Below are 24,707 nucleotides of genomic sequence, written 5' to 3' on the forward strand. Positions count from 1 at the left end.
TATGTTCGCAACCTCCCTGTCGCATCTTTGGTCCATGCCCGCGCGGGACACAACCAAACCAGAACCGCCACGCAAAAGCGCCGGGCCGGTGTTTATCGGCGATGCGGTGCAGCCGTGGGGCGGTGAAACACTGTTGCTGGCCTTGCTGCGCGAAGAGGCGTCAAAGCGTATGGACGATGCTTAGCCGGATGTCGGGTGGAACCTGCCAGCAGGGGACAGCGTAAAGATCTCCGCACCATCCGCCGTCACACCGATGGAATGTTCGAACTGCGCAGAGAGTGTTTTATCCCGTGTCACTGCGGTCCAGTCGTCGGCCAGCGTTTTGGTTTCGGGCCGCCCCAGATTTACCATTGGCTCAATGGTAAAGAACATGCCTTCTTCCAGAACCGCGCCGGTGCCGGGTCGGCCATAGTGCAGGACGTTGGGCGGTGCATGAAACACACGCCCCAACCCATGACCGCAGAAATCCCGCACGACTGACATGCGGTTGTTTTCCACGAAACTCTGGATGGCATATCCGATATCACCAAATGTGTTGCCGGGTTTGACGGCTTCGATACCGAGCATCAGCGCGTCATGCGTCACCTGAATGAGTTTCTGTGCCTTTTTCGGCGCGGTGCCTGCCACATACATCCGGCTGGAATCACCAAACCAGCCATCCACGATCGCAGTGACGTCGATGTTCAGGATGTCGCCATCGCGCAGCACATCGTCATCGCGGCGCTTTTCCGGATCCTTGGAAATCGTTTCGCTACCACTTTTCGGGATCGGCGCGCCGGGAATGCCATGGCAGACGACATTGTTGACCGAAATGCAACTGGCGTGTTTGTAGCCTTTGTAATTGATCGTGGCAGAGGTGGCGCCCTCCTCTTCGACCATCTCTTCGATCTTCTTGTCGATGGCACCCGTTGTCTGCCCGACGAAAACAAGATCGGCAATGTCGTCCAGTATCCGCGCCGTCAGTGCACCGGCTTTGCGCATGCCTGCGAAATCTGCGGCGTCGTATATCCTGATGCCGTCCTTGGTCTGGCGGCCTTTGAGGTCCTGATTCACCTGCATCTCCATCGTGCGTCTTTCGCGGCCTTCTAACGCGCCTTGGGTGCGAGAACCAGACCACATCACAGGCGAATGGAAATCGCGTCTGCGACCTCAATGCCCTGCGCCGAGATATTGGTGCCCAGACAAAGAGTTTCAACGCCAGCGTCCCGTGCGCTGCGAAATGCCGCGGCATAGGTCGGATCGATATCCTCTGCCAGCGTGAAACTTGTGCAATCCGTGCGTTGCACAAGGTAAAGCATGATCGCTCGATGACCCGCCTGCGCCATAGTGGCCAGTTCTTGCAGGTGTTTGGCGCCGCGCGCCGTGACACTGTCGGGGAATTCAGCCTGCCCGGTCTGGCGGCTCAGGGTCACGCTTTTGATTTCGACATAGGCATCCGGCAGGCCTTCCTCGCTCAAAAGAAAGTCAATCCGGCTGTTTTGACCGTATTTGACCTCGGGTCTGACGGTGCCATAGCCCGACAGGGCCTCCACATGTCTGGCCTTGAGCGCTTCTTTCAGCACGCGGTTGGGCAGGGAAGTATCCACACCGGTGAAATGCCCGTTCTCGTGATCCACCAGACGCCAGCCGAATTTGAGCTTTTTCTTGGGGTCATCGTTCGGTTCAAGCCAGATACGGGTGCCGGGTGCTGCCAGACCCATCATGGAGCCGGGATTGGCACAATGGGCCGTGACCTCTGCACCGTCGGCATCAAGCACGCAATCTGCCAGAAAGCGTTTATAGCGGCGTGTCAGACGGGCGGGGACAAGTTCGGTTTGAAAGCGCATGATCTGAGGTCTATACCTGCCGCGAAGACAGACGCAAGGACGCTTGAGACATGCCAAACCCCAGTGCCGCCATGTTGGTGATCGGAGACGAAATCCTGTCAGGCAGGACGCGCGACGCGAATATGTATCATCTGGCAGGCGAATTGACCGAAGCCGGGATCGATCTGCGTGAGGTGCGCGTTGTGCCGGATGAAAAGGCCACGATTATCGAGGCCGTGCGCGCCCTGTCGCAGCGGCATGAACATGTGTTCACCAGCGGGGGGATCGGACCGACCCATGACGATATTACCGCTGATTGTATCGCCGAAGCCTTTGACCGCGCGATTGATATCCGCGCCGAAGCGCGCGCGCTGCTTGAGGCGCATTACGCCAAGTCGGGCACTGAGTTGAACGCCGCGCGGTTGCGGATGGCCCGTATTCCCGAAGGCGGTGTGCTGATCGACAACCCCGTTTCCGTGGCACCGGGGTTTGTCGTCGAAAATGTCTATGTGATGGCCGGTGTGCCATCGGTTTTCCGCGCCATGGTTGCGGCGGTCCTGCCGACCCTGACCAGCGGCGCGCGGATCATTTCTGAAACGCTGCAGGTTGACCGGGGCGAAGGGGACATTGCGGGCCCCTTGGGAGAGTTGGCGCGGCAATACCCGGACCTCAGCATGGGGTCCTATCCGTTTCAAAAGACGACAGGCAGCTATGGGGCAAATATTGTGATCCGGGGTACGGATGCCTCTGTTGTGCAGGAGGCGATGTCCAAACTTGCACTGGCGCTGCAGCGGTGACCCTGACGCAGGCGCAACTCTTTGCCGCGGTGGATGCGACATGGCCTGCGGCACGCTATATCGAAACGGATCATTGGGTGCTGCGCGAGGGACAAGGGGGCGGCAAGCGTGTTTCGGCGGCGACGCGACGTGCGGGCATTTCTGACCCGGATATCGAAGCTGCCGAGGCGGAGATGAAACAGCTTGGTCAGGATGCGCTGTTCATGTTGCGGGAGACGGACGACACGCTTGACGCGACGCTTGATGCACGCGGCTACGGTCTGGTCGATCCGGTTGTGATCCTGACGTCTCCGGTTGCTGCGCTGACGGGCCAGCCGGTGCCACGTTTAGCGGCCTTCACCATTTGGGAGCCCTTGGCGATCATGGCTGAAATCTGGGCCAAGGGCGGGATCGGTCCGGCCCGTCTGGAGGTCATGGCGCGCGCCAAGGTGAAAACGGCCATTCTGGCGCGCAACAATCAGCGCCCGGCGGGCACGGGTTTTGTGGCCGCACATGGTTCTGTGGCGATGGTGCATGCCGTTGAGGTCCTGCCCGAACACCGCCGTCAGGGAACAGCGCAGTGGATCATGCGCGAGGCTGCCTTTTGGGCGCGCGCGCAGCAGGCGGAAACCATGGCTGTCTTGTGCACTAAAGAGAACACCGCAGCGCTGGCCCTTTATTCCAGTCTGGGCTTTGAACCGGCGGCGCAATACCATTATCGTCATAAAATCCTTACCGGAGACCTTCGTCATGGCTGATCATTCCCTTCCAACAGCATTGAACCTGCCAATGCAGGACCCGCTTCCGGCCCATACGCAAAAATACTTTGATGTCTGCATGGAAAAGCTGGGGATGATTCCGAATGTCCTGAAGGCCTATGCGTTTGACACCGAAAAACTGGACGCGTTCACCGGCATGTACAACAATCTGATGCTTGCGCCTTCTGGCCTGAGCAAGCTGGAACGCGAAATGATTGCGGTCGTCGTGTCCTCTATCAACAAGTGCTTTTATTGTCTTGTTGCCCATGGTGCGGCGGTGCGCGCCCTCTCTGGTGATCCGGCTTTGGGCGAAGCGCTGGTGATGAACTACCGGGTGGCTGATCTGGATCCGCGTCACCGGGCCATGCTGGATTTTGCCACGAAAATGACGCAGGCAAGCGCGACCATAGAAGAACCTGACAGGCAAGCGTTGCGCGATGCAGGCTTCAGCGACGCCGATATCTGGGACATTGCCAATGTGGCGGGCTTTTTCAACATGACCAACCGGGTGGCAAGTGCGACGGATATGCGCCCGAACGCTGAATATCACGCACAGGCCAGATGAGCATATGGCATGCATTTTGCGCCGCGGTGACGTTGGCCCTGACGGGATTGGCCGCCCCTCTTGCGGCACTTGAACTGGAATTGCCCGCGAGTGCCACGCTGACGCTGGAACGCGCGTCACCTGTGGACAGTTTCGATCTGCCCGTCGCGCCGTTTGATGGCGCTTCTGTGCCCGCACGATCCATGGAGGGTAGAGTTTTACGCCGCAGCTGGCGCATATCCTCACCGGGATTAACCCCCTTGCAGGTGATCAACCCGTTGCGGGCCCAGTTGCAGGCGCAGGGGTTTGATCTGGCATTCGAATGTGACGCACCCACATGTGGAGGCTTCGACTTCCGGTTCAACATTGAGGTGCTGCCGGGCCCCAACATGTACGTCAACATTTCACAATACCGCTATCTGACGGCGTTTTCAGCAGAGCCGGACGGACCCCGGCAAGCTGTCGGTATCCTGGTCAGCACGACGGCATCATCATCCTATGTGCAGGTCGTTTCGATCGACAAAAACACAGATCTGTCCGTGATTGTACCCAGAGAGCGGCCTGCAGAACGTGAACCCATTCTTGCAGAGCGAAGTTTGGATCAAAGCGTTCAGATGCTGCGACAGGACGGGCGTTATGTTCTGCCAGGACTTGCGTTCGCGATTGGTACATCGGATCTCGGGCCGGGCCCGTTTCCGGCACTCAAAGAGCTTTCGGAATTTTTGTCGACTACAGAGGGTATACGCATCGCATTGGTCGGCCATACCGACACGACTGGCGCGCTTGCCACGAATATCTCGCTGTCACGCGCGCGGGCGCAATCGGTCCGCGCACGGTTGATCGAGGTATATGGCGTTGCGCCTGACAAGGTTGATGCAGAGGGCATGGGCTATCTGGCACCGATTGCAACGAACCTCACGGACGAAGGGCGTAGGCAAAACCGTCGCGTAGAAGTGGTTTTGTTGAATACTCAATAGTCGTATCGCGCGCCCTTAATATCTGCGGCACCCGACTGCGCGGGGAGCTTTACCATTCCGCAGGTCCTTTTTCGGCAAAGGAGTTGACCAGAAAATCGATGAAAGCGCGCACCTTGGGTTGGGTGAAACGACCGGGGGGATAGACCGCGTAAATGCCTTGCGTTTCCATGGGGAGATCGGGAATCGCGTCTTCAACCAGACCTTTTTCCATCGCGTCCGCGTACAGAAAGCTGGGGAGATACGCGATCCCAAGCCCTGAAATGGCGGCGTTCAGCAAGGATTGACCATCATTGACACTAAGCCAGCCAGCGGTACGCACCTGACGCTTTTCACCTGAAGGCGCGGTGATTTTCCATACGTTGCCCGAGGACTGGTTGGAATAGTGCAGTAATTTATGTGCGTTGAGGTCATCGATCTTTTCGGGACGTCCGTATTTTTCGAAGTAACCCGGACTTGCGATCATCCGTTTGGTCGTCTCGGTCAGTTTGCGCGCGCGCAATGTACTGTCCTCAAGCTCGCCTATCGGCACGGCCATATCGAAGCCTTCCGAGATCAGTTCGACGTAGCGGTTGTTGAGCACCATGTTTACGGTGATATCCGGAAAATCCGATAGAAATTCGCTGAGAACGGGCGACAGGTGGTTCACGCCAAAATCAGTGGCGACAGAAATCCGCAACAGACCGGAGGGCGCGCTTTGCATGGATGTCACCAATGCGTCGGCCTCTCCTGCGTCGTTCAAAACCCGGCGTGCGCGGTCGTAATAGGCAAGACCGATTTCGGTCGGGCTGACCCGTCGCGTTGTTCTGTTCAAAAGCCGTGCGCCGAGCCGCGCCTCAAGGGAGGACACATGTTTCGAGACGGCGGATTTCGAGATGCCCAGTTTCTTGGCAGCATCGGTAAAGCCACCCTGATCCACAACCATCGCAAAGGCTTCCATTTCCGTGAGCCGGTCCATCACTCTTCCCTTCGAATTACTTCGCCGTCTTTTATGACGGGCAATTCGGGCAGGAACGCGGCAGGTCTGAGACAGTATCACGTTTTTTGACCAGATCGTTCGTTATGTGGAAACCGTTGGGGCGAATACTGATGCGATAGCCCGCATTTTATGGTGGTTTCGGTACGGAGATGGTTGATTTTGGTTCGTTCTTTAGCGCTTCAATCATAGCGGGAAATGAGTAATCTTAGTCAAATTGATCTGAAATTTGTCGAAAATGTGGCGCAATTCGGTCCGAATGAGGCGCGGCGTCTAGCTGAAAAACCGCAATTGAGAATCATTCCAGAGTTGCTCGCAGCGTCGGAAACGCTGAAGCTACACAATGTGTTGAGGAGGCGGTTCTGCCTGTATTGCTGGACGTGTGGGCGGCTTAGGCTACCCTCTATGGATACAATCTAAGGGAGGATTCTGAAATGAAACGCATTACCAGCTTTGTCTTGGCACTTATCCTGACCACATCTTTTGGATGGGCCGGGGGTGAGACGCCGGCAAATCCCGATGCAGAAGTGTACTTTATCAACCTTGAGGACGGACAAACTGTTTCTTCACCATTCCGCGTGAAATTTGGGTTGCGTGGCATGGGCGTCGCCCCTGCAGGATCGGAAGCGGAGATGACGGGGCATCACCACCTTTTTATCAACCGCCCCCCTTTGGGTGAGGGTGAAGATGGCGCAGATGAATTGGCAAATGGTATCCCGTCTGACGAAAACCACATCCATTTCGGTGGCGGTCAGACTGAAACGGAAATAGATTTGCCGGTCGGGCGGCATACGCTGCAGCTGGTTTTGGGTGACGCGGGGCACGTTCCACACTCAACACCCGTCGTGTCTAAAGTGATCACCATCACGGTCGAATGACCGATTAGAGTATCGCAGCCAAACGCGTGCCCTGATCAATCGCGCGTTTGGCATCCAGTTCAGCCGCAACATCCGCGCCACCGATGATATGGTAGGGCGTGCCTGCGCCATCGAGTGCATCAGCGAGCGTTCGTTCGGGCAGCTGCCCTGCGCACATCACGATTGTGTCGGCCTCGATCAGCGTGGGGTTTTCGCGGGCCTCGCCAAAGGATACCAAAAGTCCGCCGTCCTGAACACTTTCGTAATTCACGCCGCCCATCATCTTTACATTCTTCATTGCCAGCGCCGCTCGGTGTATCCAACCTGTGGTCTTGCCTAATCGTTTGCCGGGCTTTTCCGCCTTGCGCTGCAACAAGGTCACATCACGCGCAGGGGGCGCGGGTTGTGGCCCCTCTGGTGCAAGACCCGACCGGTTTTCGCTCGGGTCAGAAACACCCCATTCACGCATCCATTCGGGCAGGTTTACCGTCGGGCTCTCGCCTTCGTGAACAAGGTATTCAGCCACGTCGAACCCGATGCCGCCCGCGCCCACGATCACAACGCGTTTTCCAACCTGCGCCGTGCCGCGCAACACCTCGATATAGCTGACAACATTAGGTGCATCCTGCCCGTCGATGCCGGGATCGCGCGGGACCACACCTGTCGCAACGATCACCTCATCATAGGATGTCAGATCGCCCGCACCTACGGGCTGCCCCAGTGAAACCGTGACACCGGTGGTGTCCAGCATGGTACGGTACCAATCCACAAGGCCCCAGAACTCTTCCTTCCCCGGCACTTGTTTCGCCATATTGAGTTGGCCGCCGATTTCATCCGCCTGATCGAACAGCGTGACATTATGGCCCCGCTGCGCCGCTGTGATTGCGGTGGAGAGGCCTGCGGGGCCTGCCCCCACGATGGCGATGGTCTTTGGTTGTGCCGCAGTTTCGATGGTCAGTTCAGTCTCATAACAGGCGCGCGGGTTGACAAGACAACTGGAGATCTTGCCGCTGAACGTATGATCCAGACAGGCCTGATTGCAGGCGATGCAGGGTGCGATTTCGCCCGATTTGCCGCGCATGGCTTTGAGCACAAAATCCGCGTCCGCCAGCATGGGGCGCGCCATCGACACCATATCAGCGCATCCGGTGGCAAGCACCTCCTCGGCAACTTCGGGCGTGTTGATGCGGTTGGAGGTAATGACCGGAATCCCGACCTTGCCCATCAGCTTTTTGGTGACCCATGCAAAGGCCGCGCGGGGCACGGATGTGGCGATTGTCGGAATGCGCGCTTCGTGCCAGCCGATGCCTGTGTTGATGATCGTGGCTCCAGCGGCCTCGACCGCCTGTGCCAGTTGGGCGACCTCATCATGGGTGGAGCCGTTCGGGATCAGGTCAATCATCGACAGGCGGTAGATGATGATAAAATCCGTGCCCACAGCCGCGCGGACGCGGCGCACGACCTCAACAGGCAGGCGCATGCGGTTTTCATAAGACCCGCCCCAGTCATCGGTGCGCTTGTTGGTATGGGTGACCAGAAACTGGTTCAGGAAATATCCCTCAGCGCCCATGATCTCGACGCCGTCATATCCGGCGTCCTGCGCGCGGGCGGCGCAGGAGACGATATCGCTGATTTGCTTTTCGATCCCATCGGCGTCTAACTCGGTCGGCGCGAAAGGCGAAATCGGGGATTTGATGGCCGAGGGTGCGACGCATTTGGGTCCATAGGCGTAGCGACCCGCGTGCAGGATTTGCATGGCGATTTTGCCGCCCGCCTCATGCACGCGATCCGTGATGATCTTGTGGTTTGCCACATCCTGATCGCTGACCATCATGGCCGCGCCGGGCAGGACAGAGCCTTCTAGGTTGGGGCCAATGCCGCCTGTGACCATCAAGGCGACCTCGCCTCTGGCGCGTTCGGCATAAAACTCAGCGACCCGGTTCCAGTCCTTGGTTTCTTCCAGACCAGTGTGCATCGACCCCATCAACACGCGGTTTTTCAGCGTCGTAAAGCCAAGATCCAGCGGCGCCAGTAGATTTGGATAGTTGGCCATTCGAAACCCTCCCCGGTCGTTATTGTTGTGACATCGCATTATCCGGCAAAGCCTGTCACGCGCAACGCCGCGTCACAATCGCAAATGCGTATGCTGGGGTGGTCTCGATCCCTTTTGGCGCAACCGGGCTTTCGTGCGATGGGTTTCTTGCGTATGCCTGACAAATCATTAAGCACATGAAAAACCAAAATGCGACCCAGCGGAAAAGGACCCGTCATGACCCCAGAAGAGATCGCCAAGCTGCCGTATCGTCCTTGTGTGGGTGTGATGTTGATGAACGGTCAGGGCGAGGTTTTCGTCGGGCAGCGGCGCGACAACAATATTGCCGCATGGCAGATGCCACAGGGTGGTGTTGAAAAAGGTGAAGACCCGCGCGCTGCGGCGCTGCGTGAGTTATGGGAAGAAACGGGTGTGAACCCTGAATTGGCCGAGGTGGTGGCGGAGACGGAAGACTGGCTGCACTATGAGCTGCCTTTTGATCTGGTGCCAAAGCTGTGGAAGGGGCGATACCGTGGGCAAGAGCAGAAGTGGTTTCTGATGCGCTTTCACGGGGCAGACAGCGATATCAACATCGCGACCGAACATCCGGAGTTCTCACAGTGGCGCTGGCTACCTGCGGCGGACTTGGTTGAGAATATCGTTCCCTTCAAGCGCGACGTTTACGTGGCCGTATTGGATGCCTTTGAGGCGCATCTTTAGGGGTCAAAGATTGGCACGTTCGGGCTTGCGTTTCTGGGTAGAATACCAGCGATACGCGGATCATCGTCTATTTCGATTTCTTGCCGGACGGGGGTGAAACCGCTGCGGCGGTAAAAGTCGAGCGCTTGAGGGCTGTCGAGTGTACAGGTGTGCACGTGCAGCAGCGAAATGGGCCTGGTCCAGGCCCGCGTGATCGCTTCGTTCATAAGGCAGCGCCCGGCGCCTGTGCCGATCAGAGCAGGGGTCAGGCCAAAATACGCCAGTTCACAGACGCCATCCTCGCGAAAATCCAGTTCCAGCAGGGCTTCGTCCGTGCCATCCTTGGTTAGCGTGTAATGTTCGACCTTCGGGTCTTGCAAGATCGCGGTCAAATCTGTGTCGTTCAGTGTCAACCGCCCGTACCAAAGCCAGTTCAGCGACCCCACGCGCTTAAAAACATCGCGAAACCAGAGCGGATCGGCTTCAACCCTGCGAAACGTCAGGTTGGGTGGCAGCGGGCGCTCGGTTATGGGGACCTGTTGGCGCATTTCCAGATAGGTGACGATCATCGCCACCTTGCCAGCGGGGATAGTATGAAAGCCATCGCCAAGCATTGTCAGACTAACCCGGCCTTGCGGAATTCGGCCATCATGTCGATCAGTGGCCTTGGGCCGACGTGGCTGATGACTTCGGCCGCACAAAGATTGCCCATCCGTGCACAGGTCGTCAGATCGCGGCCCGTTGCCATGCCATAGAGGAACCCGGCGGCGAACTGATCGCCTGCACCGGTTGCGTCCACGGGTGTGACCGTTTGCACGGGAACATCAATGCGCTCCTTGCCGGAAACGACGGTGACGCCGTCGCCTGATCGTGTGCATACCACCAAGGGGCAGATCGCGGCCGTTTTCGAGAGCGCGGTTTCAAGATCGGTCTCAAACAGCGATTCAATTTCGTGCTGATTGCCGATCACGTAATCAAGTTCGTTCTCGATCAGCGTCAGGAAATCAGAGCGGTGCCGCTCGACACAAAAGGGGTCGGAAATGGCGATCCCTGCTTTACCGCCTGCCGCACAAGCCAGACGGGAAGCTTGCAAAAACGCCTCTTTGCCGTGGTCCTTGTCAAACAAATACCCCTCAAGAAAGATGATCTTGGCATTGGATGCGACTGTTTCGGGCACGTCCGCCGGGCCAAGGTCCGTTGAGATGCCCAGATATGTGTTCATCGACCGCTCACCATCGGGGGAGACGAAAATCATGGAACGTGAGGTTGGCAAATCCCCGCCCTGCACAGGCGCGTTCACGAAATCCGTCCCACCATCGCGCATGGAATCTGCGTAAAACCGGCCCAAGGCGTCGTCGTGCACACGCCCGATAAAGGCAGTCGGCAGGCCAAGAGCGCCGACACCCGCAATGGCATTGGCAACCGAGCCGCCCGGTGTTTGCAGGCGATCCTGCATCGCGCCATAAAGCACCTCGGCCCGGTCGCGTTCGATCAGCTGCATGATGCCTTTTTCGATGCCCATATGAGCGAGAAAACTGTCATCGGCATGGCTGATCACGTCGACAACGGCGTTTCCGATGCCGACCACTTCGTATTTTGTCATTCGGTTTTGTCCTCAAATGGGCAGAGATCGTTTATAATGCAGGTCCGGCACAGTGGTTTGCGGGCTTTACAGTGGTAGCGCCCATGCAAAATCATCCAATGATGCGCATGCAATTGAAAATCTGCCGGAATGTTATCTTCGATGGCGCGTTCGACGACATCGACTGTCTTGCCTGGCGCGATCCCGGTGCGGTTCCCGAGCCGAAAGATATGCGTATCCACGGCCTGTGCAGGCTGTTGCCACCACATGTTCAGCACCACGTTGGCCGTCTTGCGACCCACGCCCGGAAGGCTTTGTAATGCGGCGCGGCTGTTTGGGACGACGCCGCCATATTGATCGACAAGAATTTGGCTCAGCTTGATGACATTCTTGGCCTTTTGACGAAAGAGACCGATCGTCTTGATGTGTTCGGTGACACCGTCAATCCCGAGGTCCAGCATTTTTTGTGGCGTGTCTGCGATCTTGAACAGCGCACGTGTGGCTTTGTTGACGCCCGCGTCCGTTGCCTGCGCGCTGAGGGCGACAGCCACAACCAGTGTATAGACGTTCACATGCTCCAGCTCGCCTTTGGGCTCAGGATCAGCCGCCTGAAAGCGGGTGAAAATCTCTCGGATTGTATGATAATCGAGTTGTTTTGCCATGGTGGTGGTATGCGTTCTTTCCTACGGACGGGCAAGAGCATGATCCGCCGATTTGACTGTGCGGCGTAAACCGTCGTTGTGTGCCTACATGCAGTATCGTAATTTTCTGTGAACCGGGACGTCGTATAACCGCATGAAACGGGTCGCGTGGGCCTCGATAACGGCGTAAACATGCGCCATGACACAGCACCAGACCCTGCCGCAAGATTCCGAAGGCGCTTATCATTACCACGTGATCCGCCGGGCGATTGATCTGATTGATCAAACCGACCATCCCATTTCCCTCGACGACATTGCGGCGGATATGGGAATGAGCCCGGCGCATTTCCAACGCGTGTTCTCGCGTTGGGTGGGCGTTTCTCCGAAACGGTATCAGCAATATCTGACACTAGGGCACGCCAAGACGCTGCTGAGCGAACGGTTTTCGACGCTCGCGGCATCTCATGCGGTCGGTTTGTCCGGCAGCGGTCGGCTGCACGATTTATTCCTGAGATGGGAAGCGATGAGCCCGGGGGAGTTCGCGCGCAAAGGGGCTGGCCTGACCATATACTGGGGCTGGTTCGAAAGCCCCTTTGGCCCGGCAATCGTCATGGGCACGGAAAAAGGCATATGTGGCATCGGTTTCGCAGCGGAAATGGGCGCGGAACCGGCATTCGAAGATCTTGCCGCGCGCTGGCCGCAGGCGTCCTATGTCGAAGACCCGATGATGCTGCGCCCATGGGTGTTGCAGGCGTTTGGGGCCAAAGACGGGGCGCTGGATACCACACCGTTGTTTTTGATTGGTGCGCCGTTCCAGATAAAAGTCTGGGAAGCGCTTTTGTCCATTCCGACGGGCCATGTCACGACCTATTCCGAAATCGCCCAAGCTGTTGGTGCGCCGCGTGCGGTGCGCGCGGTTGGCACTGCCGTGGGCAGAAATCCGATCAGTTGGATCATTCCCTGTCATCGCGCCCTGCGTAAATCGGGGGGATTGGGGGGATATCACTGGGGAATACCCATGAAACGCGCCATGCTTGCCTATGAGACGGTTGAACTGGAAACGTGATTTTTACCGGCAGGATGTCGCTTGTCGATTTTTCCCCTTTGTTTGCCGGGCTGCACATCCCATATAAGCTGACGGACCATAACGCCGCCCCGCCCGAACGGGGAGGCAACCGAGAAGGCAGTAAATATGAGACTATTCAGTAAACCAATGGCTTTGGCGATGGCAGGGATTTTGGGTTTGGCCGCTTGTACGGATCCCGCGCAACTGAACCAAAACCCCAACTTATCCAACACGCAGCAAGGCGCGTTGATCGGTGCAGGGGCAGGTGCCTTGGCGGGTGCTTTGTCGCGTGGGGATGGCAACCGGGACAAGGGCGCAGTGATTGGCGCGGTTGTCGGGGGCGCAATTGGCGCAGGCATCGGCTATAATCTTGACCAACAGGAAGCGGAGTTGCGCCGCGATCTGGGCAATGACGACGTGCAGATTACCAACACGGGCGACCGTCTGATCGTGAGCCTACCGCAAGATTTGCTTTTCGCGACCGACAGTTTTTCGGTACGTCCAGATTTGCAAAATGACCTTTATACGGTTGCGGGCAGCCTGCAAAACTATCCGGCTTCGACCATTCAGGTCATTGGGCACACGGATAGCGATGGGGATGCCGCCTACAACCAACAACTGTCCGAACGGCGGGCGGGATCGGTTGCTGGTATCCTGATGAATGCTGGCGTCACGTCGTCCCGACTACAGACAATCGGACGCGGAGAGAGCCAGCCCGTCGCGAGCAATCTCAACGAAACAGGCAAGGCGCAAAACCGTCGGGTAGAGATCGTTATTTTGCCAACTGCATAAACGGGCATCCACATGAAAAAAGGCCTCGCTCCAAGGGCGGGGCCTCTTGCCTTTCCCGGCTGGCGCATCACTGTATTCAAAAATTGAAAAAGAGGTTTTAAAAGATGGCTCAACTTACACTTCTGGGAATATCCGGGGCGCTGCGGCAGGAATCGACCAACAGCATGTTGCTGCGTGAGGCAGCGCGGCTCTTTGGGGAGTGCACCTATGTCGAAGCCAACCTGCGACTGCCGCTTTATGACGGAGATGCGGAATCAGCGCATGGTGTGCCGAGTGAGGTTCAGACGCTGGCGGAGCAGATCGCAGCAGCCGATGCCGTTGTTATTTCGACGCCAGAATACAACAAAGGGCCGTCCGGTGTTTTGAAAAATGCTCTGGATTGGGTGTCACGGACCAAAGACGCACCTTGGAAATCGAAACCTGTTGCCGTCATGTCTGCCGCCGCGGGTCGCGCAGGCGGGGAGCGTGCGCAAATGGTGCTTCGCGGGTTTATGGTGCCTTTCCAGCCACGTATCCTGCAAGGTCCTGAAATGCACTTGGCCGATAGCAGCAACCAGTTTGACGACAATGGGCAATTGGTCTCGGAGTTTTATCAAAAAACATTGACGGAGTTGATGACGAAGCTGCGCGAGGAAGCTGCGCGCTAGGCTGCATTGTGTGATCTCGGTATTGCCACTTTGACTGCTCTTGGTCTTAGAAGGACGCGCTTACTTCAAATCCATCTGGAATCGCATTTTTTCCTTCCAGCAATAGATCAGCCATCACATGGGCGATCTTTGGGGCCATGCCAAAGCCGATTTTGAAGCCGCCGTTTGCAATAAAGTGCCCGTCCCGGCCCGGCCATGCGCCGAGCATCGGGGCGCGGCTTCGGCTGCGTGGGCGCACGCCAGCCCATCTTTCCAATACCATGGCTTTTCCAAGGGTCGGAAAGACCGTGCGCGCTTTCAGTATCAGTTCATCGAGTTGCTCGTCAGTCGTATCAGGCGCGGCATATTCCCTTTCGGAGGTGGATCCGATGGCGACGGTGCCGTTTGCATGGGGTACGATATGCAACCCGTCGATAAAGAGTTGCGGCTTACCAGCAGCGTCATAGTCGAACACCGCCGCTTGACCCTTTACACCATTCCCGACCATGCGATGGTGCGTTTCAGAGAGCTTTTCCAAGCCATGAACGCCGGTGGCCCAGACGACCTGCCCTTTGTCCGCAGCTTCTGTTTCAATGCTGAGCCCTCGATTTTTAAGTGCGATGGCAAGCGCGTTTGTTGCCAGTCGAGGGTGTATCAAGGCGCTGAGGTTGTCTTTTATCAGCCAACCTATTGGGCTCGGCGGCGACCATTCGGACGTCATCGAAGGTTCGACCAGCCACTGAGCATGCGCGCCCCAAAGCTGCTTGGCGGTATCGCATCTGCGGCGCGCAAGTGTCAGGGCATGTTGATCGGCAATTGGTTGCAGGCGACCGCTTCTGATGTAGCCGGGGTTTTCGCCGCTTGCCTCAGCAACGTCAGACCAAAAACGCTCTGCCATGAGCAAGCTGTCCAATTGAAACGCTTTCTTGGGGTTCCAACTTTCAGGTACATGAGGGGCAAGCGCGCCGACCACGCCGCCGCTGCTGCCCGCACCAGCGCCATATGGATCAACAATCCGCACGCTTGCACCGCGTTGCAGGCAAACCCAAGCGATTGACAACCCGAGAATACCCGCACCGCGAATGGTGACATCAATCATTGCCAAATTGTGGTTCCTACCTCAGGGTCATTTCAGTTTCCGTAACCTTTACAAGGCGCGCGCGTGCAGAACCAGACCGCAGATGTAACATGGCAGTCGGAGAATGTTCCAGTGTCGGCCCGTTTTGATGACCCTTATTACAGTCTTGAAAATGGTTTAGCGGAAACGCGGTATGTTTTTCTTTCTGGCAATCGTTTGCCTGAGCGGTTTCACGGGAATTTTCATATCGCAGAGCTTGGGTTTGGTACGGGAATGAATTTTCTGGCGGCGGCTCAGATGTGGCAACTGCATGCGCCGGGTGGGCAGATGCGTTTTACCAGCTTTGAAGCCTACCCGATGAAACCCGCTGATATGTCCAAGGCGTTGAGCACCTTTAAACAGACGAACCTGCCTGTTGATCGCTTACTTGAGCTATGGTCTCCCGAGGGGGGCGTTTTTGAACTTTCGCCCGACATCCAGCTTGAGGTCATCATCGGGGATGCACGTTCAACCGTGGCTCACTGGCAGGGGCAGGCAGATGCGTGGTTTCTGGATGGATTTTCGCCTGCAAAAAACCCGGAGTTATGGTGCGAAGAGCTTTTGCGGGATGTGGCATCACACACCGCACCGAATGGAACATTTGCGACCTACACAGCGGCTGGTTTTGTTCGCCGTGCGTTGGATGCGGCGGGTTTTGACGTTGAGCGTGTTGCGGGATACGGCCGCAAAAGGCATATGAGCCGCGGCGTTTTACGTGGCTAGGACAGGGGGCGCGCCAGTTCTCGCCTTATTCCCCTTTAGGTGCATACTTCAATAGGCTGGACCCCGTTAACTCCTCGCTAAAGGGCAAGAGTAAAGGGGCTTTACCAAGTTGTGCGCGGTAAATTGGCAAGCTCTCGGAGACGCGCATGACGTAGTTGCGCGTTTCGCGAAATGGTATGTGCTCAATCCAATCCACGATTTCAACATCGCCGCGTCGTGGATCACCATAGTCCTCCATCCAGCGGTCTGGCCTGCTGGGACCGGCATTATATCCGGCTGACATCATGATCACATTGCCCGAAAACCGCCGCGCGAGCGTCGACAGGTAGGCCGCGCCCAACTCTGCATTGTAGACCGGGTCCGAGATCAGCCGTTGCGTTGTGTGTTCAGAGGCGCGCCCCAATTGCCGTGCGACCTCAGCGCCCGTCCGCGGCATGATTTGCATGAGACCCCGCGCACCAACGCCGCTCTGAACCCGGGCGTCAAATTCGCTTTCCCGACGCGCGATTGCGAGTGACATTTCCGGGGCCATTGGCAAGGCGCGTTGCGCCAGCGGGTGCAGCGCATAGTACCCGTAAGGCACTACAATTGCGCGCTGGGCAAGGCGTTTGCCAATCATGACCGCCAGATGAGGCTGCCCGGCGTCAACCGCAGCTTTGGCCAGCAGCGCGCCGTCCTGTGCATCAAGGCTCTCTGCCAGATGTGTCCAGAACCGCTCCGCAAGATTGAGTTCACCGGAGGCCTGCAATAAGAGCCCGGCCTCAAAAAGAGGTGTTTTGGCAAGGTTCGATGTGCGCCAATCCTCTGCTGGTTCGGAAACAGCAAGTTCTAGATCAAATGGAAGACCCGCGCGCTCAGCGGCAAGTAAACCATAAAACGACGTCTGATGTTGCGCGGCGGAGGCATAGGCCTGATCTGCTGCTGCAACATCCCCCATTGCTTCATATGCGCGACCACGCCAGTAGCCAGCACGCCCCTTTGATATTGGGGAGCGTACGGCAGCGTCATGGTTTTCAAAGTGTTTCAATGCCGTTTGCGGTTCTTGCAGTTTTTGCAACGCGATGTAGCCCGCGAGCCATTCCAGATCGGAATAGGCGGACCCGCCGGTCAAAAAATGCCGCGAGGCCAGTTCGTATGCCCTTTCTGCGCTGCCGTTTCGCATTTCATATCGCGCCAGTGAGCGTCTGCGGTTTGACCATGATTCGGGTCGGCCCAAACGTTCCGCGCTTACGGAGGTGGCTAGCATCAAATCCTTGGCATCAACGCGGCGACCTTTGCGGACGCGCCACATGAACCGCTCATACTGCAGGCCACCATCCTTTGCATTGCTGTCCGGCACAGCCGCGATCAGGGTGTCGACGCCGGGTGTCTCTTCGCGCAGGGCAAGCCGTGCCTTGGCCGCTGCAACCGCCCCTTTTGAGGCCATATCAAACATGCGGCGTGCATTTCCGACAGCGCCTTGCCAGAGCATCGAATCAAGGCGTGCGTCGTGATGCGCACTTAAAATGCGCCCGTGAGCAGCAATATATTCTGCCTGATCCGAAGCACCCATCGCCATGTTGCGCCACGCGCCTATAACGATAGCTTCCGCCTCATCGGTGCGTTGGCGCGCTTTGAGGGCCTTGGCGAAACGCAACGCGCTTTGCGGCGATTGCGGTGGTGTTTCCTCGAAAAACGAGATGACCCGGTCATCGCTTTGCGTCATCAGCGTGGTTTCTGATTTCCGCCTCAGATACCGCTCCCCCGGCCAGTCGGGGCGACGTTCAAGGAATGCCGCCACCTCTTCATAGGTGCCAAGCCCATCCCGCAGGCGCATCCATTCAATAACATCGGCGGCCACTTGCCCATCGCGTGCTGCAATCCGCGATGCTGCCTGCCAATTGCCGCTGCGCGCCGAGTCCAATGCCCAGCCCAACGGGCGTGGCCGTTCGGCGGACACGGGCAAAGCGGTGATTAAAACCAGCACAAGACTAATGAATAAACGCCTGATCACTTGCATTTCCTAGGGTTTGAGGGCTAGAGGCTCTCATACATATGACTTCGATGATAGGGATCAAATCACGATCCTGCTTACATCTCGTTAACCCAGGCCATTTGCCGGCCACAATGCTTAAGGAGCGTGAATATGTTCAAAGGTTCTATGCCTGCCCTCGTCACGCCGTTTCGGAACGGCGAGCTGGATCTGGAAACGCTTAAAAAGCTGGTGGAATGGCACATCGGTGAGGGCAGCAACGGTTTGGTCCCGGTCGGTACAACCGGTGAAAGTCCGACGCTGACGCATAAAGAGCATGAAGCCGTCGTTGAGGCAGTGGTCAAAGCCTCAGCAGGGCGTGTGCCGGTTATTGCAGGGGCCGGGTCCAATAACACGCTTGAGGCGATCCGCCTTGTGCGCCATGCGGAGGCCGTCGGCGCGGATGCCGCGCTTGTGGTGACGCCCTATTACAACAAGCCCACGCAATCGGGGCTGATTGCGCATTTCACGGCGCTGCATGATTGTGCCGATCTGCCGATCATTATCTATAATATTCCGGGCCGCTCAGTTGTTGATATGAGCCCTGAAACCATGGGCAAACTGGCCGAACTGCCGCGCATCATCGGCGTTAAGGACGCCACCGGTGATCTGGCGCGTGTCTGCGATCAGCGCAGCACCTGTGGCCCGGATTTCATGCAGCTCTCCGGTGAAGACGCAACGGCGCATGGGTTTAATGCACAAGGCGGCGTTGGTTGTATTTCGGTGACGGCCAATGTCGCGCCCAAGCTGTTGAGCCGGATGCAGGCGGCGTGTCTGGCCGGTGATTATGCAACCGCGCTGAGCATTCAGGACCGGTTGATGCCGCTACACAAGGCGATCTTTACAGAGCCCGGTCTTGTGGGGGTCAAATATGCGATGTCACAACTTGATCTGTGTTCAGAAGAGGTGCGCCTGCCGCTGACCGCCTTGTCCGATGAAACCCGCGCGCTGGTCGATGCGGGGCTGAGGCATGCCGGTCTGATGAACTAGAGCGTCTGACGAAATACCTGAAATATTACGTAACGCGTTGAAATCTTTGATTTCAGGCAGAGTTACGTGGTTCAGGTTTTTCGCATGACGCTATCAAGAAAGCGGGCGGAAGAGGATTCCGCCCATTTTTTCAGGGTCTTTGATCATGCAACCTGCTGTTTCAGGGCTTTCAGCGCTTGCCGTAATAGAGGCCGACGACGTGTTCTGCTTCGGCAAAGAACAGCCAGCGGGCCGTCAGAACACCTGCAACATGCGAGACAAGTGCGAGAACGCCGAGGATGTGCGAGAACGGCAGCATCAGCAGGATGACCGGCACGACGACCATCAAGAGCAGCGAAATGATGCGCAGCTTGGCGGCGTGTTTGCGCCCCACCACATGCACGAATTCGCGCAGCAGATAGTTGGTGCCGGTGTGTGGCGGTTCAAACGCGCGCACGCTCCCCGCTGAGCCGAGGCCCGTTGCGGTGGCCAATGTCGTGCCTGAGGCGGCGAAGGCCTTATCGCCCTGCATCCATGTCAAAAGCTGGATGGCGCCTGCGAGGAGTAACAGAACGATGGCAATACTGACCTGCCCGGCGAGCAACGCGCCCCCGGCGATGGAGAAGGAAATGAATTTGACAGGCGTCAGCGGCATGTTCCAGCGCGGTATGGTTTTGAGCTGAGTATAGATCATCGAAGTGGTAAAGACGGTTGCCAGCGACAAACCCGCCCCGATCAGCCCGAGCAGGGCGAAACGGGTTTCCAGAAAGACGAGACCGGCGCCGTAGAGCCCCATGAACACCAGCGCGCCGACAGCGCACCATGCCTCACGGCTGAGCCAGCTGGAACGCCATTGACTGAAGGCTTTGATCGCGCGTTCCGGCCGCCCGAGGTGGAAAGTCGAGGCCAGCAGTCCGCCAACCGCCATGACGTAAGCGATTGCAAAAAAAGCAAAAGCTGTCCAGCCTGTGACAGCGGGCATGTCAATGCCCAGCCAGACCAAAAGGCCAAAGCCAAGGCCGCTGAACGTCGTGAAGAATATAACAGAAGGGGCGGGGTGCATCAGAGCTTCTCCAGCGTTTTGTCGAGCCAGCTGAGAAAGCCCTTCGGCTCCGTGGCGATGGGTTCGAGGAAGGGCGCGAGGACATCGAATTCGGGGCCTGCGTCGGGCAATGTGTCTTTTGGGCGCGGTGGCAGGTATTGGTTGACGGGCTTGGTGCCCTGTTCGGGCATCAGGTCCATGCCGCCGCGTTCTGCCACCAATTGGCTGACGGCACTGTCCGGGTCGCCCAGATCGCCGAAGTGGCGGGCGTTTGACGGGCAGGTGCGCACGCAGGCAGGTTCGCGGTCTTCCTCGGGCAGGTTCTCGTTATAGATACGGTCCACGCAGAGGGTGCATTTCTTCATGACGCCTTCGGCCTGATCAAGCTCGCGCGCCCCGTAAGGGCAGGCCCACGCACACAAGCCACAGCCGATGCAGTCGCTTTCATTGACCAGCACGATGCCATCTTCGACGCGCTTGTAGCTGGCCCCGGTTGGGCAGACCGTTACGCAGGGCGCGTCCTCGCAATGCAGGCAGGATTTCGGGAAATGGATCAGCTGTGCGGCACCGACGTCCGGTTGCACCTCATAAGAATGCACGCGGTTGAGGAAGGTGCCGCTGTTGTCCGCGCCATAGGCGTTCTGATCCGACAGGGGCGCGCCGTAGTTTTCCGTGTTCCACCCTTTGCAGGAAATCACACAGGCATGGCAGCCGACGCAGGTATCAAGGTCGATGACGAGGCCGAGTTTCTTGTCGGTTTTGGCTGGCAGAGTGGTCATGCGTGGCCCTCATTCTGTAGTGGTTTTTCGACGTCGGTACAGCGTCGGTATTGCGTCGGTATCACGTCGGTGGCAGGCGCGCGCATCATTTACCCACCTTCCACGTCAAGTCTTTGGGACCTGTGCCAACCGGAGACTTGATCGGGTCAAGGGCGGGTTGTGCCTCAACCGGTGCGGCGGCTTTTTCGATCCGAACCTTGAGGTCAAACCACGCGGCCTGCCCCGTGATCGGATCGGAGTTGGCCCAGCGCAGACCATCACCCTTGGGCGGCAGCAATTCATGGATCAGGTGGTTCAGCAGGAATCCACGTGTGGCCTCGGGCGCGTTTTCCTCAAGCGCCCATGCGCCCTTGCGCTTGCCAATCGCGTTCCATGTCCAGATCGTATTTTCATTCAGCGCGGCCATTTCCAGCACGGGGACGGTGATCTCTCCATGAGGGGAGGTTACTTTGGCCCAGTCGCCATCGGACAGACCGTTTTCGCGCATCAGTTTGGTGGGGACATAGAGCGGGTTATGCCCGTGTAACTGCCGCAGCCATGCGTTTTGGGAGCCCCATGAATGATACATGGCCATCGGGCGCTGCGTCAGAGCGGTGACAGGAAAGGCGTCGGCCTTGTTTTCTGCCTCGCAGGAATACCAGATCGGCAGCGGTGACAATTTTTCTGCATATTGGGCGCGCAGGTGATCGGGCGGCTGGCGCTCGCCATGACCTTCGGCTGCCAGCTGGAATTTGCGCATCGGTTCCGAATAGAGCGAGAAGAGGTAGTGTTGAGGGCTGTCATACAACCCCATGCCCACGGCCCAGTCCTGATAAGCGGTATTCCACGGTTTGTAATACTGCGCTCCGGCGGGAATATGTTCGACAAAAAAGCCGCCGTTTTCGATGTAAAGTTCAAGCTGGCTCTGGTTGACTTCACCGCGCCCTGATTTCTCACCATCAAGGCCCCTGAAGCCCGCGAGCGGACCTATGCCCGGTTTGCGTTCATGGTTGACGATGTAATCGGCGTAATCCTCGTATTTCTGGCTGCCGTCATCATTCACAAAACCGGGCAGCCCCAGTTTGGCACCAAGGGTGCAGAGCATGGATTGAAACCCGATGACGTCGCGGTCAGGTTCGATCACGGGCCAGCGGATCGCATCGGCTGCCGCATCTGCCTCGCAGATCGGGCGATCCAGCAGCGAGATACAGTCGTGACGTTCCAGATAGGTGGTGTCGGGCAGGATCAGATCGGCATAGGCGACCATTTCAGAGCTATAGGCATCGGAGTAGATGATTTTGGGAATCACATAGTCGCCGTTTTCGTCCTTGTCGGTCAGCATGTCGATCACGCCGCGCGTGTTCATCGAGGAGTTCCACGACATGTTCGCCATATACATGAAGAGCACGTCGATCTTGTAAGGGTCCCCCGCGTAGGCGTTGGAGATGACCATATGCATCAGCCCGTGGGAGGACATGGGGTTTTCCCAGGTGAAGGCCTTGTCGATGCGCGCCGGGGTGCCATCGTCCTTGAGGGCCAGATCTTCGGGGCCGTGCACAAAGCCCAGATGCGGGCCGTCGAGTGGTGCGTCGGCGGTGACCTTGCAATGCGGCTTGGGGTGGGCCGTCGCCGGTTTCGGATAGGGCGGTTTGAAGCGGAAACCGCCGGGCACTTCGACGGTGCCGAGAATGATCTGTAGGGTGTGGAGCGCGCGGCAGGTCTGAAAGCCGTTGGCATGGGCGGAGATGCCGCGCATGGAGTGGAAGGACACAGGCCGCCCGATCATCTTGTCGTGTTTCTCGCCCCGGAAATCGGTCCACGCGTGGTCTAGCTCGAAGGCTTCGTCAAAGGCGACGCGGGCCAGTTCGGCGGCGATGGTGCGAATGCGACCTGCAGAAATGCCACAGCGGTCGGCGACATTTTCAGGGGCATATTGTTCATCAAGATACATCTCCGCCATCTGGTGAAAGACGGGGCGGTGGGTTTGGCCATTGGCCTCGTAGGTGGCTGCGAGGTCGGGTTTGACGCCGGGTTGATCGAATGGCGTCGGCTTGCCGGTGGCGCGGTCCATCACAAGTTCTTTGCCGTTGGCGTCGCGCATCAGCAGGCCGTGATCGGCGGCGCCGGGGTTGTTGATCACGAGCACCGGCGCATTGGTGTATTGCGCAAGGTAGTGCAGATCCATCCGGCCCGCTTTCATCAGGCAGTGGATCATCGAGAGGATGAACAAGCCATCCGTGCCCGGCGTGATGCCCACCCAATCGTCTGCCACCGCATTATAGCCCGTGCGGATCGGGTTGACGCCAATGACGCGCGCACCGCGTTTCTTGATCTTGCCGATGCCCATCTTGATCGGGTTGCTGTCGTGATCCTCGGCCACGCCAAAGAGCATGAAGAGTTTGGTGTGGTCCCAATCGGGTTGGCCAAACTCCCAGAAAGCACCGCCAATAGTGTAGATGCCCGCCGCTGCCATATTGACCGAACAGAAGCCACCGTGGGCCGCGTAGTTGCAGGTGCCGAAGTTTTGCGCCCAGAAGCTGGTGAAGGACTGCGACTGATCGCGACCTGTGAAAAACGCGAGCTTTTCGGGGTTGTCGCGGCGCACCGGTGCCAGCCAGTCGGTGGCGATTTGCAGGGCTTCGTCCCATTCGATTTCCTGAAAGTCGCCCGCACCGCGTTCGCCGACCCGTTTCAGCGGTTTGCGCAATCGGGACGGGGCGTTGACCTGCATGATTCCCGCGGAGCCTTTGGCACAAAGGACGCCCTGATTGACCGGGTGGTCCTTGTTGCCCTCGATATAGGCGACCTTGCCGTCTTTCATGTGGACGTTGATGCCGCAGCGGCAGGCGCACATGTAGCAGGTGGTCTTGCGGACCTCGTCGGACACCTTTGGGCTCAGATCAATCTTGGGCTGGTTCATTGGGTGCTCCTTATGGGTTCACGCGGGGTCTCAGGCTCTGGCCTGAAGGACGGTGACGGCGATCATATTCGTGACATCGCTGGCGACGCAACCGCGCGACAGATCATTGGCCGGTTTGGCCAGCCCCTGAAGGACGGGGCCGATGGCATCGCAGCCGCCGATGCGTTGCGCGATTTTGTACCCGATGTTGCCTGCATCAAGGTTGGGGAAAATCATGACGTTGGCAGTGCCTGCCACCTCGGAATCTTTGGCTTTGGAGGCGGCGACCGCAGGAACAAATGCCGCGTCGAATTGCAACTCGCCATCGGCCTTGAGCGTCGGGTGGTTCTGTTTCAACAGGTCCAGCGCATCGGTGACTTTGCTGACCTTTTCGTGGTGCGCGCTGCCCTTGGTTGAAAAGGACAGCAGTGCGACGCGGGGCTCTTTGCCCAGCAAGTGGCGACAGGAGGCGGCTGATGCCACCGCAATTGCCGCGAGATCCTCGCAGGTGGGGTCAATCACGAGGCCGCAGTCGCTGAAGATCATCGCATCGCGCCCGGAGGGGTGGTTTTCCGGCAGGGCCATCAGGAAAAAGCCCGAGACCAGAGGGGCGTCTTTTGCCTTGCCGATGACCTGCAGGGCGGCGCGGACGGTATCGGATGTTGTGTGTACAGCCCCGCCCACAGTGCCGTCGGCATAACCCAGACGCACCATCATGGCGGCAAAGACCAGAGGATCCTGCGCGCGCCGCGCTGCAACCTGTGGCGTCATGCCTTTGTGCTTGCGGATGTCGTGCAGGGCGGTTGCGACCTCATCCGTCAGGGCGGAGTTTTCGGGGTCTTCGATTGCGATGGCCGGGGCGTTGGGCAGGCCCGCGTGCACAAGTGCGGCCTGCACCGCGTCCTCGGGACCGATCAGGGTGATGCGGGCGATGCCGGATTTGACAGCCGTCACCGCCCCCTCGACAACGCGGGGATCGGTGCCTTCGCTCATCACGATGTGAGCAGGCCGTGAGGCGGCGCGATCAATTAAATCACGCAATACGCTCACGGCCTGTTCC

At 58.0% G+C, this 24,707-nt stretch carries 25 protein-coding genes; 12 read left to right on the plus strand and 13 right to left on the minus strand.

Annotated features, from left to right (window positions below; genetic code table 11):
- Position 1: 1 nt before the first annotated feature.
- Positions 2-184, plus strand: coding sequence for a hypothetical protein (locus K5Q35_RS12420; RefSeq protein WP_220799785.1), 183 nt, complete (start codon positions 2-4; stop codon positions 182-184).
- Here K5Q35_RS12420 and map read toward each other — a convergent pair.
- Together map and sfsA are read right to left on the minus strand one after the other, a co-directional pair.
- On the minus strand, positions 181-1,059 hold the full coding sequence (gene map, locus K5Q35_RS12425) for a type I methionyl aminopeptidase (protein ID WP_259650538.1): 879 nt from the start codon (positions 1,057-1,059) through the stop codon (positions 181-183). The two genes, K5Q35_RS12420 and map, sit on opposite strands and share 4 nt — an antisense overlap.
- A gap of 59 nt (positions 1,060-1,118) precedes the next feature.
- Positions 1,119-1,826: a DNA/RNA nuclease SfsA gene (sfsA, locus tag K5Q35_RS12430; protein ID WP_220799787.1), complete on the minus strand. Its 708-nt coding sequence runs from the start codon at positions 1,824-1,826 to the stop codon at positions 1,119-1,121.
- A 50-nt stretch (positions 1,827-1,876) separates the two neighbouring features.
- Here sfsA and K5Q35_RS12435 point away from each other — a divergent pair, with 50 nt between their 5' ends.
- From K5Q35_RS12435 to K5Q35_RS12450, 4 genes are read left to right on the plus strand one after another with little or no spacing between them, the layout of a single operon-like run.
- Positions 1,877-2,602 (plus strand): molybdopterin-binding protein, encoded by a 726-nt coding sequence (locus tag K5Q35_RS12435; protein WP_220799788.1) that lies wholly within the window; start codon positions 1,877-1,879, stop codon positions 2,600-2,602.
- On the plus strand, positions 2,599-3,339 hold the full coding sequence (locus tag K5Q35_RS12440) for a GNAT family N-acetyltransferase (RefSeq protein ID WP_220799789.1): 741 nt from the start codon (positions 2,599-2,601) through the stop codon (positions 3,337-3,339). The genes K5Q35_RS12435 and K5Q35_RS12440 overlap by 4 nt, the downstream gene beginning before the upstream one ends.
- Entirely contained in the window at positions 3,332-3,904 is a 573-nt protein-coding gene (locus K5Q35_RS12445) for a peroxidase-related enzyme (RefSeq protein ID WP_220799790.1), read from the plus strand. Before K5Q35_RS12440 ends, K5Q35_RS12445 begins: the two co-directional genes overlap by 8 nt.
- Entirely contained in the window at positions 3,901-4,860 is a 960-nt protein-coding gene (locus tag K5Q35_RS12450; protein ID WP_220799791.1) for an OmpA family protein, read from the plus strand. Before K5Q35_RS12445 ends, K5Q35_RS12450 begins: the two co-directional genes overlap by 4 nt.
- Positions 4,861-4,909: 49 nt before the next feature.
- On the opposite strand, the gene K5Q35_RS12455 is transcribed toward K5Q35_RS12450, so the two are convergent.
- On the minus strand, positions 4,910-5,815 hold the full coding sequence (locus tag K5Q35_RS12455) for a LysR family transcriptional regulator (protein ID WP_220799792.1): 906 nt from the start codon (positions 5,813-5,815) through the stop codon (positions 4,910-4,912).
- 452 nt (positions 5,816-6,267) lie between these two features.
- Between K5Q35_RS12455 and K5Q35_RS12460 the strand changes: the two genes are divergently transcribed.
- Positions 6,268-6,711: a DUF4399 domain-containing protein gene (locus K5Q35_RS12460; RefSeq protein ID WP_220799793.1), complete on the plus strand. Its 444-nt coding sequence runs from the start codon at positions 6,268-6,270 to the stop codon at positions 6,709-6,711.
- 4 nt (positions 6,712-6,715) lie between these two features.
- On the opposite strand, the gene K5Q35_RS12465 is transcribed toward K5Q35_RS12460, so the two are convergent.
- Positions 6,716-8,743, minus strand: coding sequence for an NADPH-dependent 2,4-dienoyl-CoA reductase (locus K5Q35_RS12465; RefSeq protein ID WP_220799794.1), 2,028 nt, complete (start codon positions 8,741-8,743; stop codon positions 6,716-6,718).
- A 216-nt stretch (positions 8,744-8,959) separates the two neighbouring features.
- Here K5Q35_RS12465 and K5Q35_RS12470 point away from each other — a divergent pair, with 216 nt between their 5' ends.
- Positions 8,960-9,442, plus strand: a complete 483-nt coding sequence (locus K5Q35_RS12470) for an RNA pyrophosphohydrolase (protein ID WP_220799795.1) — start codon at positions 8,960-8,962, stop codon at positions 9,440-9,442.
- Here the strand turns inward: K5Q35_RS12470 and K5Q35_RS12475 are convergent.
- The 3 genes from K5Q35_RS12475 to nth are packed head-to-tail and all read right to left on the minus strand — an operon-like array spanning position 9,439 to position 11,665.
- Positions 9,439-10,035 carry an N-acetyltransferase gene (locus tag K5Q35_RS12475; RefSeq protein ID WP_220799796.1) on the minus strand — a complete coding sequence of 199 codons (597 nt, stop codon included), beginning with the start codon at positions 10,033-10,035 and terminating at the stop codon, positions 9,439-9,441. The genes K5Q35_RS12470 and K5Q35_RS12475 overlap by 4 nt on opposite strands.
- 2 nt (positions 10,036-10,037) lie before the next feature.
- Complete coding sequence (locus tag K5Q35_RS12480; protein ID WP_220799797.1) at positions 10,038-11,024, minus strand: adenosine kinase; 987 nt, start codon at positions 11,022-11,024, stop codon at positions 10,038-10,040.
- A complete protein-coding gene (gene nth, locus K5Q35_RS12485) occupies positions 11,021-11,665 on the minus strand; it encodes an endonuclease III (protein WP_220799798.1) in 645 nt (214 codons plus the stop codon). Before nth ends, K5Q35_RS12480 begins: the two co-directional genes overlap by 4 nt.
- A gap of 178 nt (positions 11,666-11,843) precedes the next feature.
- On the opposite strand from nth, the gene K5Q35_RS12490 reads away from it, so the two are divergent.
- The 3 genes from K5Q35_RS12490 (at position 11,844) to K5Q35_RS12500 (ending at position 14,149) form a co-directional block, all read left to right on the plus strand.
- Entirely contained in the window at positions 11,844-12,710 is an 867-nt protein-coding gene (locus K5Q35_RS12490; RefSeq protein ID WP_220799799.1) for a bifunctional helix-turn-helix domain-containing protein/methylated-DNA--[protein]-cysteine S-methyltransferase, read from the plus strand.
- Between the two features lie 126 nt (positions 12,711-12,836).
- Positions 12,837-13,502 carry an OmpA family protein gene (locus K5Q35_RS12495; RefSeq protein WP_220799800.1) on the plus strand — a complete coding sequence of 222 codons (666 nt, stop codon included), beginning with the start codon at positions 12,837-12,839 and terminating at the stop codon, positions 13,500-13,502.
- Between the two features lie 104 nt (positions 13,503-13,606).
- A complete protein-coding gene (locus tag K5Q35_RS12500) occupies positions 13,607-14,149 on the plus strand; it encodes an NADPH-dependent FMN reductase (RefSeq protein WP_220799801.1) in 543 nt (180 codons plus the stop codon).
- 46 nt (positions 14,150-14,195) lie between these two features.
- On the opposite strand, the gene K5Q35_RS12505 is transcribed toward K5Q35_RS12500, so the two are convergent.
- Positions 14,196-15,227 (minus strand): FAD-binding oxidoreductase, encoded by a 1,032-nt coding sequence (locus K5Q35_RS12505; RefSeq protein WP_220799880.1) that lies wholly within the window; start codon positions 15,225-15,227, stop codon positions 14,196-14,198.
- A 63-nt stretch (positions 15,228-15,290) separates the two neighbouring features.
- On the opposite strand from K5Q35_RS12505, the gene mnmD reads away from it, so the two are divergent.
- A complete protein-coding gene (gene mnmD, locus K5Q35_RS12510) occupies positions 15,291-15,968 on the plus strand; it encodes a tRNA (5-methylaminomethyl-2-thiouridine)(34)-methyltransferase MnmD (RefSeq protein WP_220799802.1) in 678 nt (225 codons plus the stop codon).
- 25 nt (positions 15,969-15,993) lie between these two features.
- Here mnmD and K5Q35_RS12515 read toward each other — a convergent pair whose 3' ends face one another.
- Positions 15,994-17,967: a lytic transglycosylase domain-containing protein gene (locus tag K5Q35_RS12515; protein WP_220799803.1), complete on the minus strand. Its 1,974-nt coding sequence runs from the start codon at positions 17,965-17,967 to the stop codon at positions 15,994-15,996.
- Between the two features lie 126 nt (positions 17,968-18,093).
- Here K5Q35_RS12515 and dapA point away from each other — a divergent pair, with 126 nt between their 5' ends.
- A complete protein-coding gene (gene dapA / locus K5Q35_RS12520) occupies positions 18,094-18,969 on the plus strand; it encodes a 4-hydroxy-tetrahydrodipicolinate synthase (protein ID WP_013960157.1) in 876 nt (291 codons plus the stop codon).
- 169 nt (positions 18,970-19,138) lie between these two features.
- Here the strand turns inward: dapA and K5Q35_RS12525 are convergent, their stop codons facing one another.
- The 4 genes from K5Q35_RS12525 to pta form a co-directional block, all read right to left on the minus strand.
- Complete coding sequence (locus K5Q35_RS12525) at positions 19,139-20,011, minus strand: DmsC/YnfH family molybdoenzyme membrane anchor subunit (protein WP_220799804.1); 873 nt, start codon at positions 20,009-20,011, stop codon at positions 19,139-19,141.
- Positions 20,011-20,769 carry a 4Fe-4S dicluster domain-containing protein gene (locus tag K5Q35_RS12530; protein ID WP_220799805.1) on the minus strand — a complete coding sequence of 253 codons (759 nt, stop codon included), beginning with the start codon at positions 20,767-20,769 and terminating at the stop codon, positions 20,011-20,013. Before K5Q35_RS12530 ends, K5Q35_RS12525 begins: the two co-directional genes overlap by 1 nt.
- Before the next feature lie 85 nt (positions 20,770-20,854).
- A complete protein-coding gene (locus K5Q35_RS12535; protein WP_220799806.1) occupies positions 20,855-23,668 on the minus strand; it encodes a molybdopterin oxidoreductase family protein in 2,814 nt (937 codons plus the stop codon).
- Between the two features lie 30 nt (positions 23,669-23,698).
- Positions 23,699-24,697 (minus strand): phosphate acetyltransferase, encoded by a 999-nt coding sequence (gene pta / locus K5Q35_RS12540; RefSeq protein WP_220799807.1) that lies wholly within the window; start codon positions 24,695-24,697, stop codon positions 23,699-23,701.
- Positions 24,698-24,707 lie beyond the last annotated feature (10 nt).

The organism is Roseobacter sp. OBYS 0001 (assembly GCF_019654895.1).
GTDB classification, from domain to species: domain Bacteria; phylum Pseudomonadota; class Alphaproteobacteria; order Rhodobacterales; family Rhodobacteraceae; genus Roseobacter; species Roseobacter litoralis.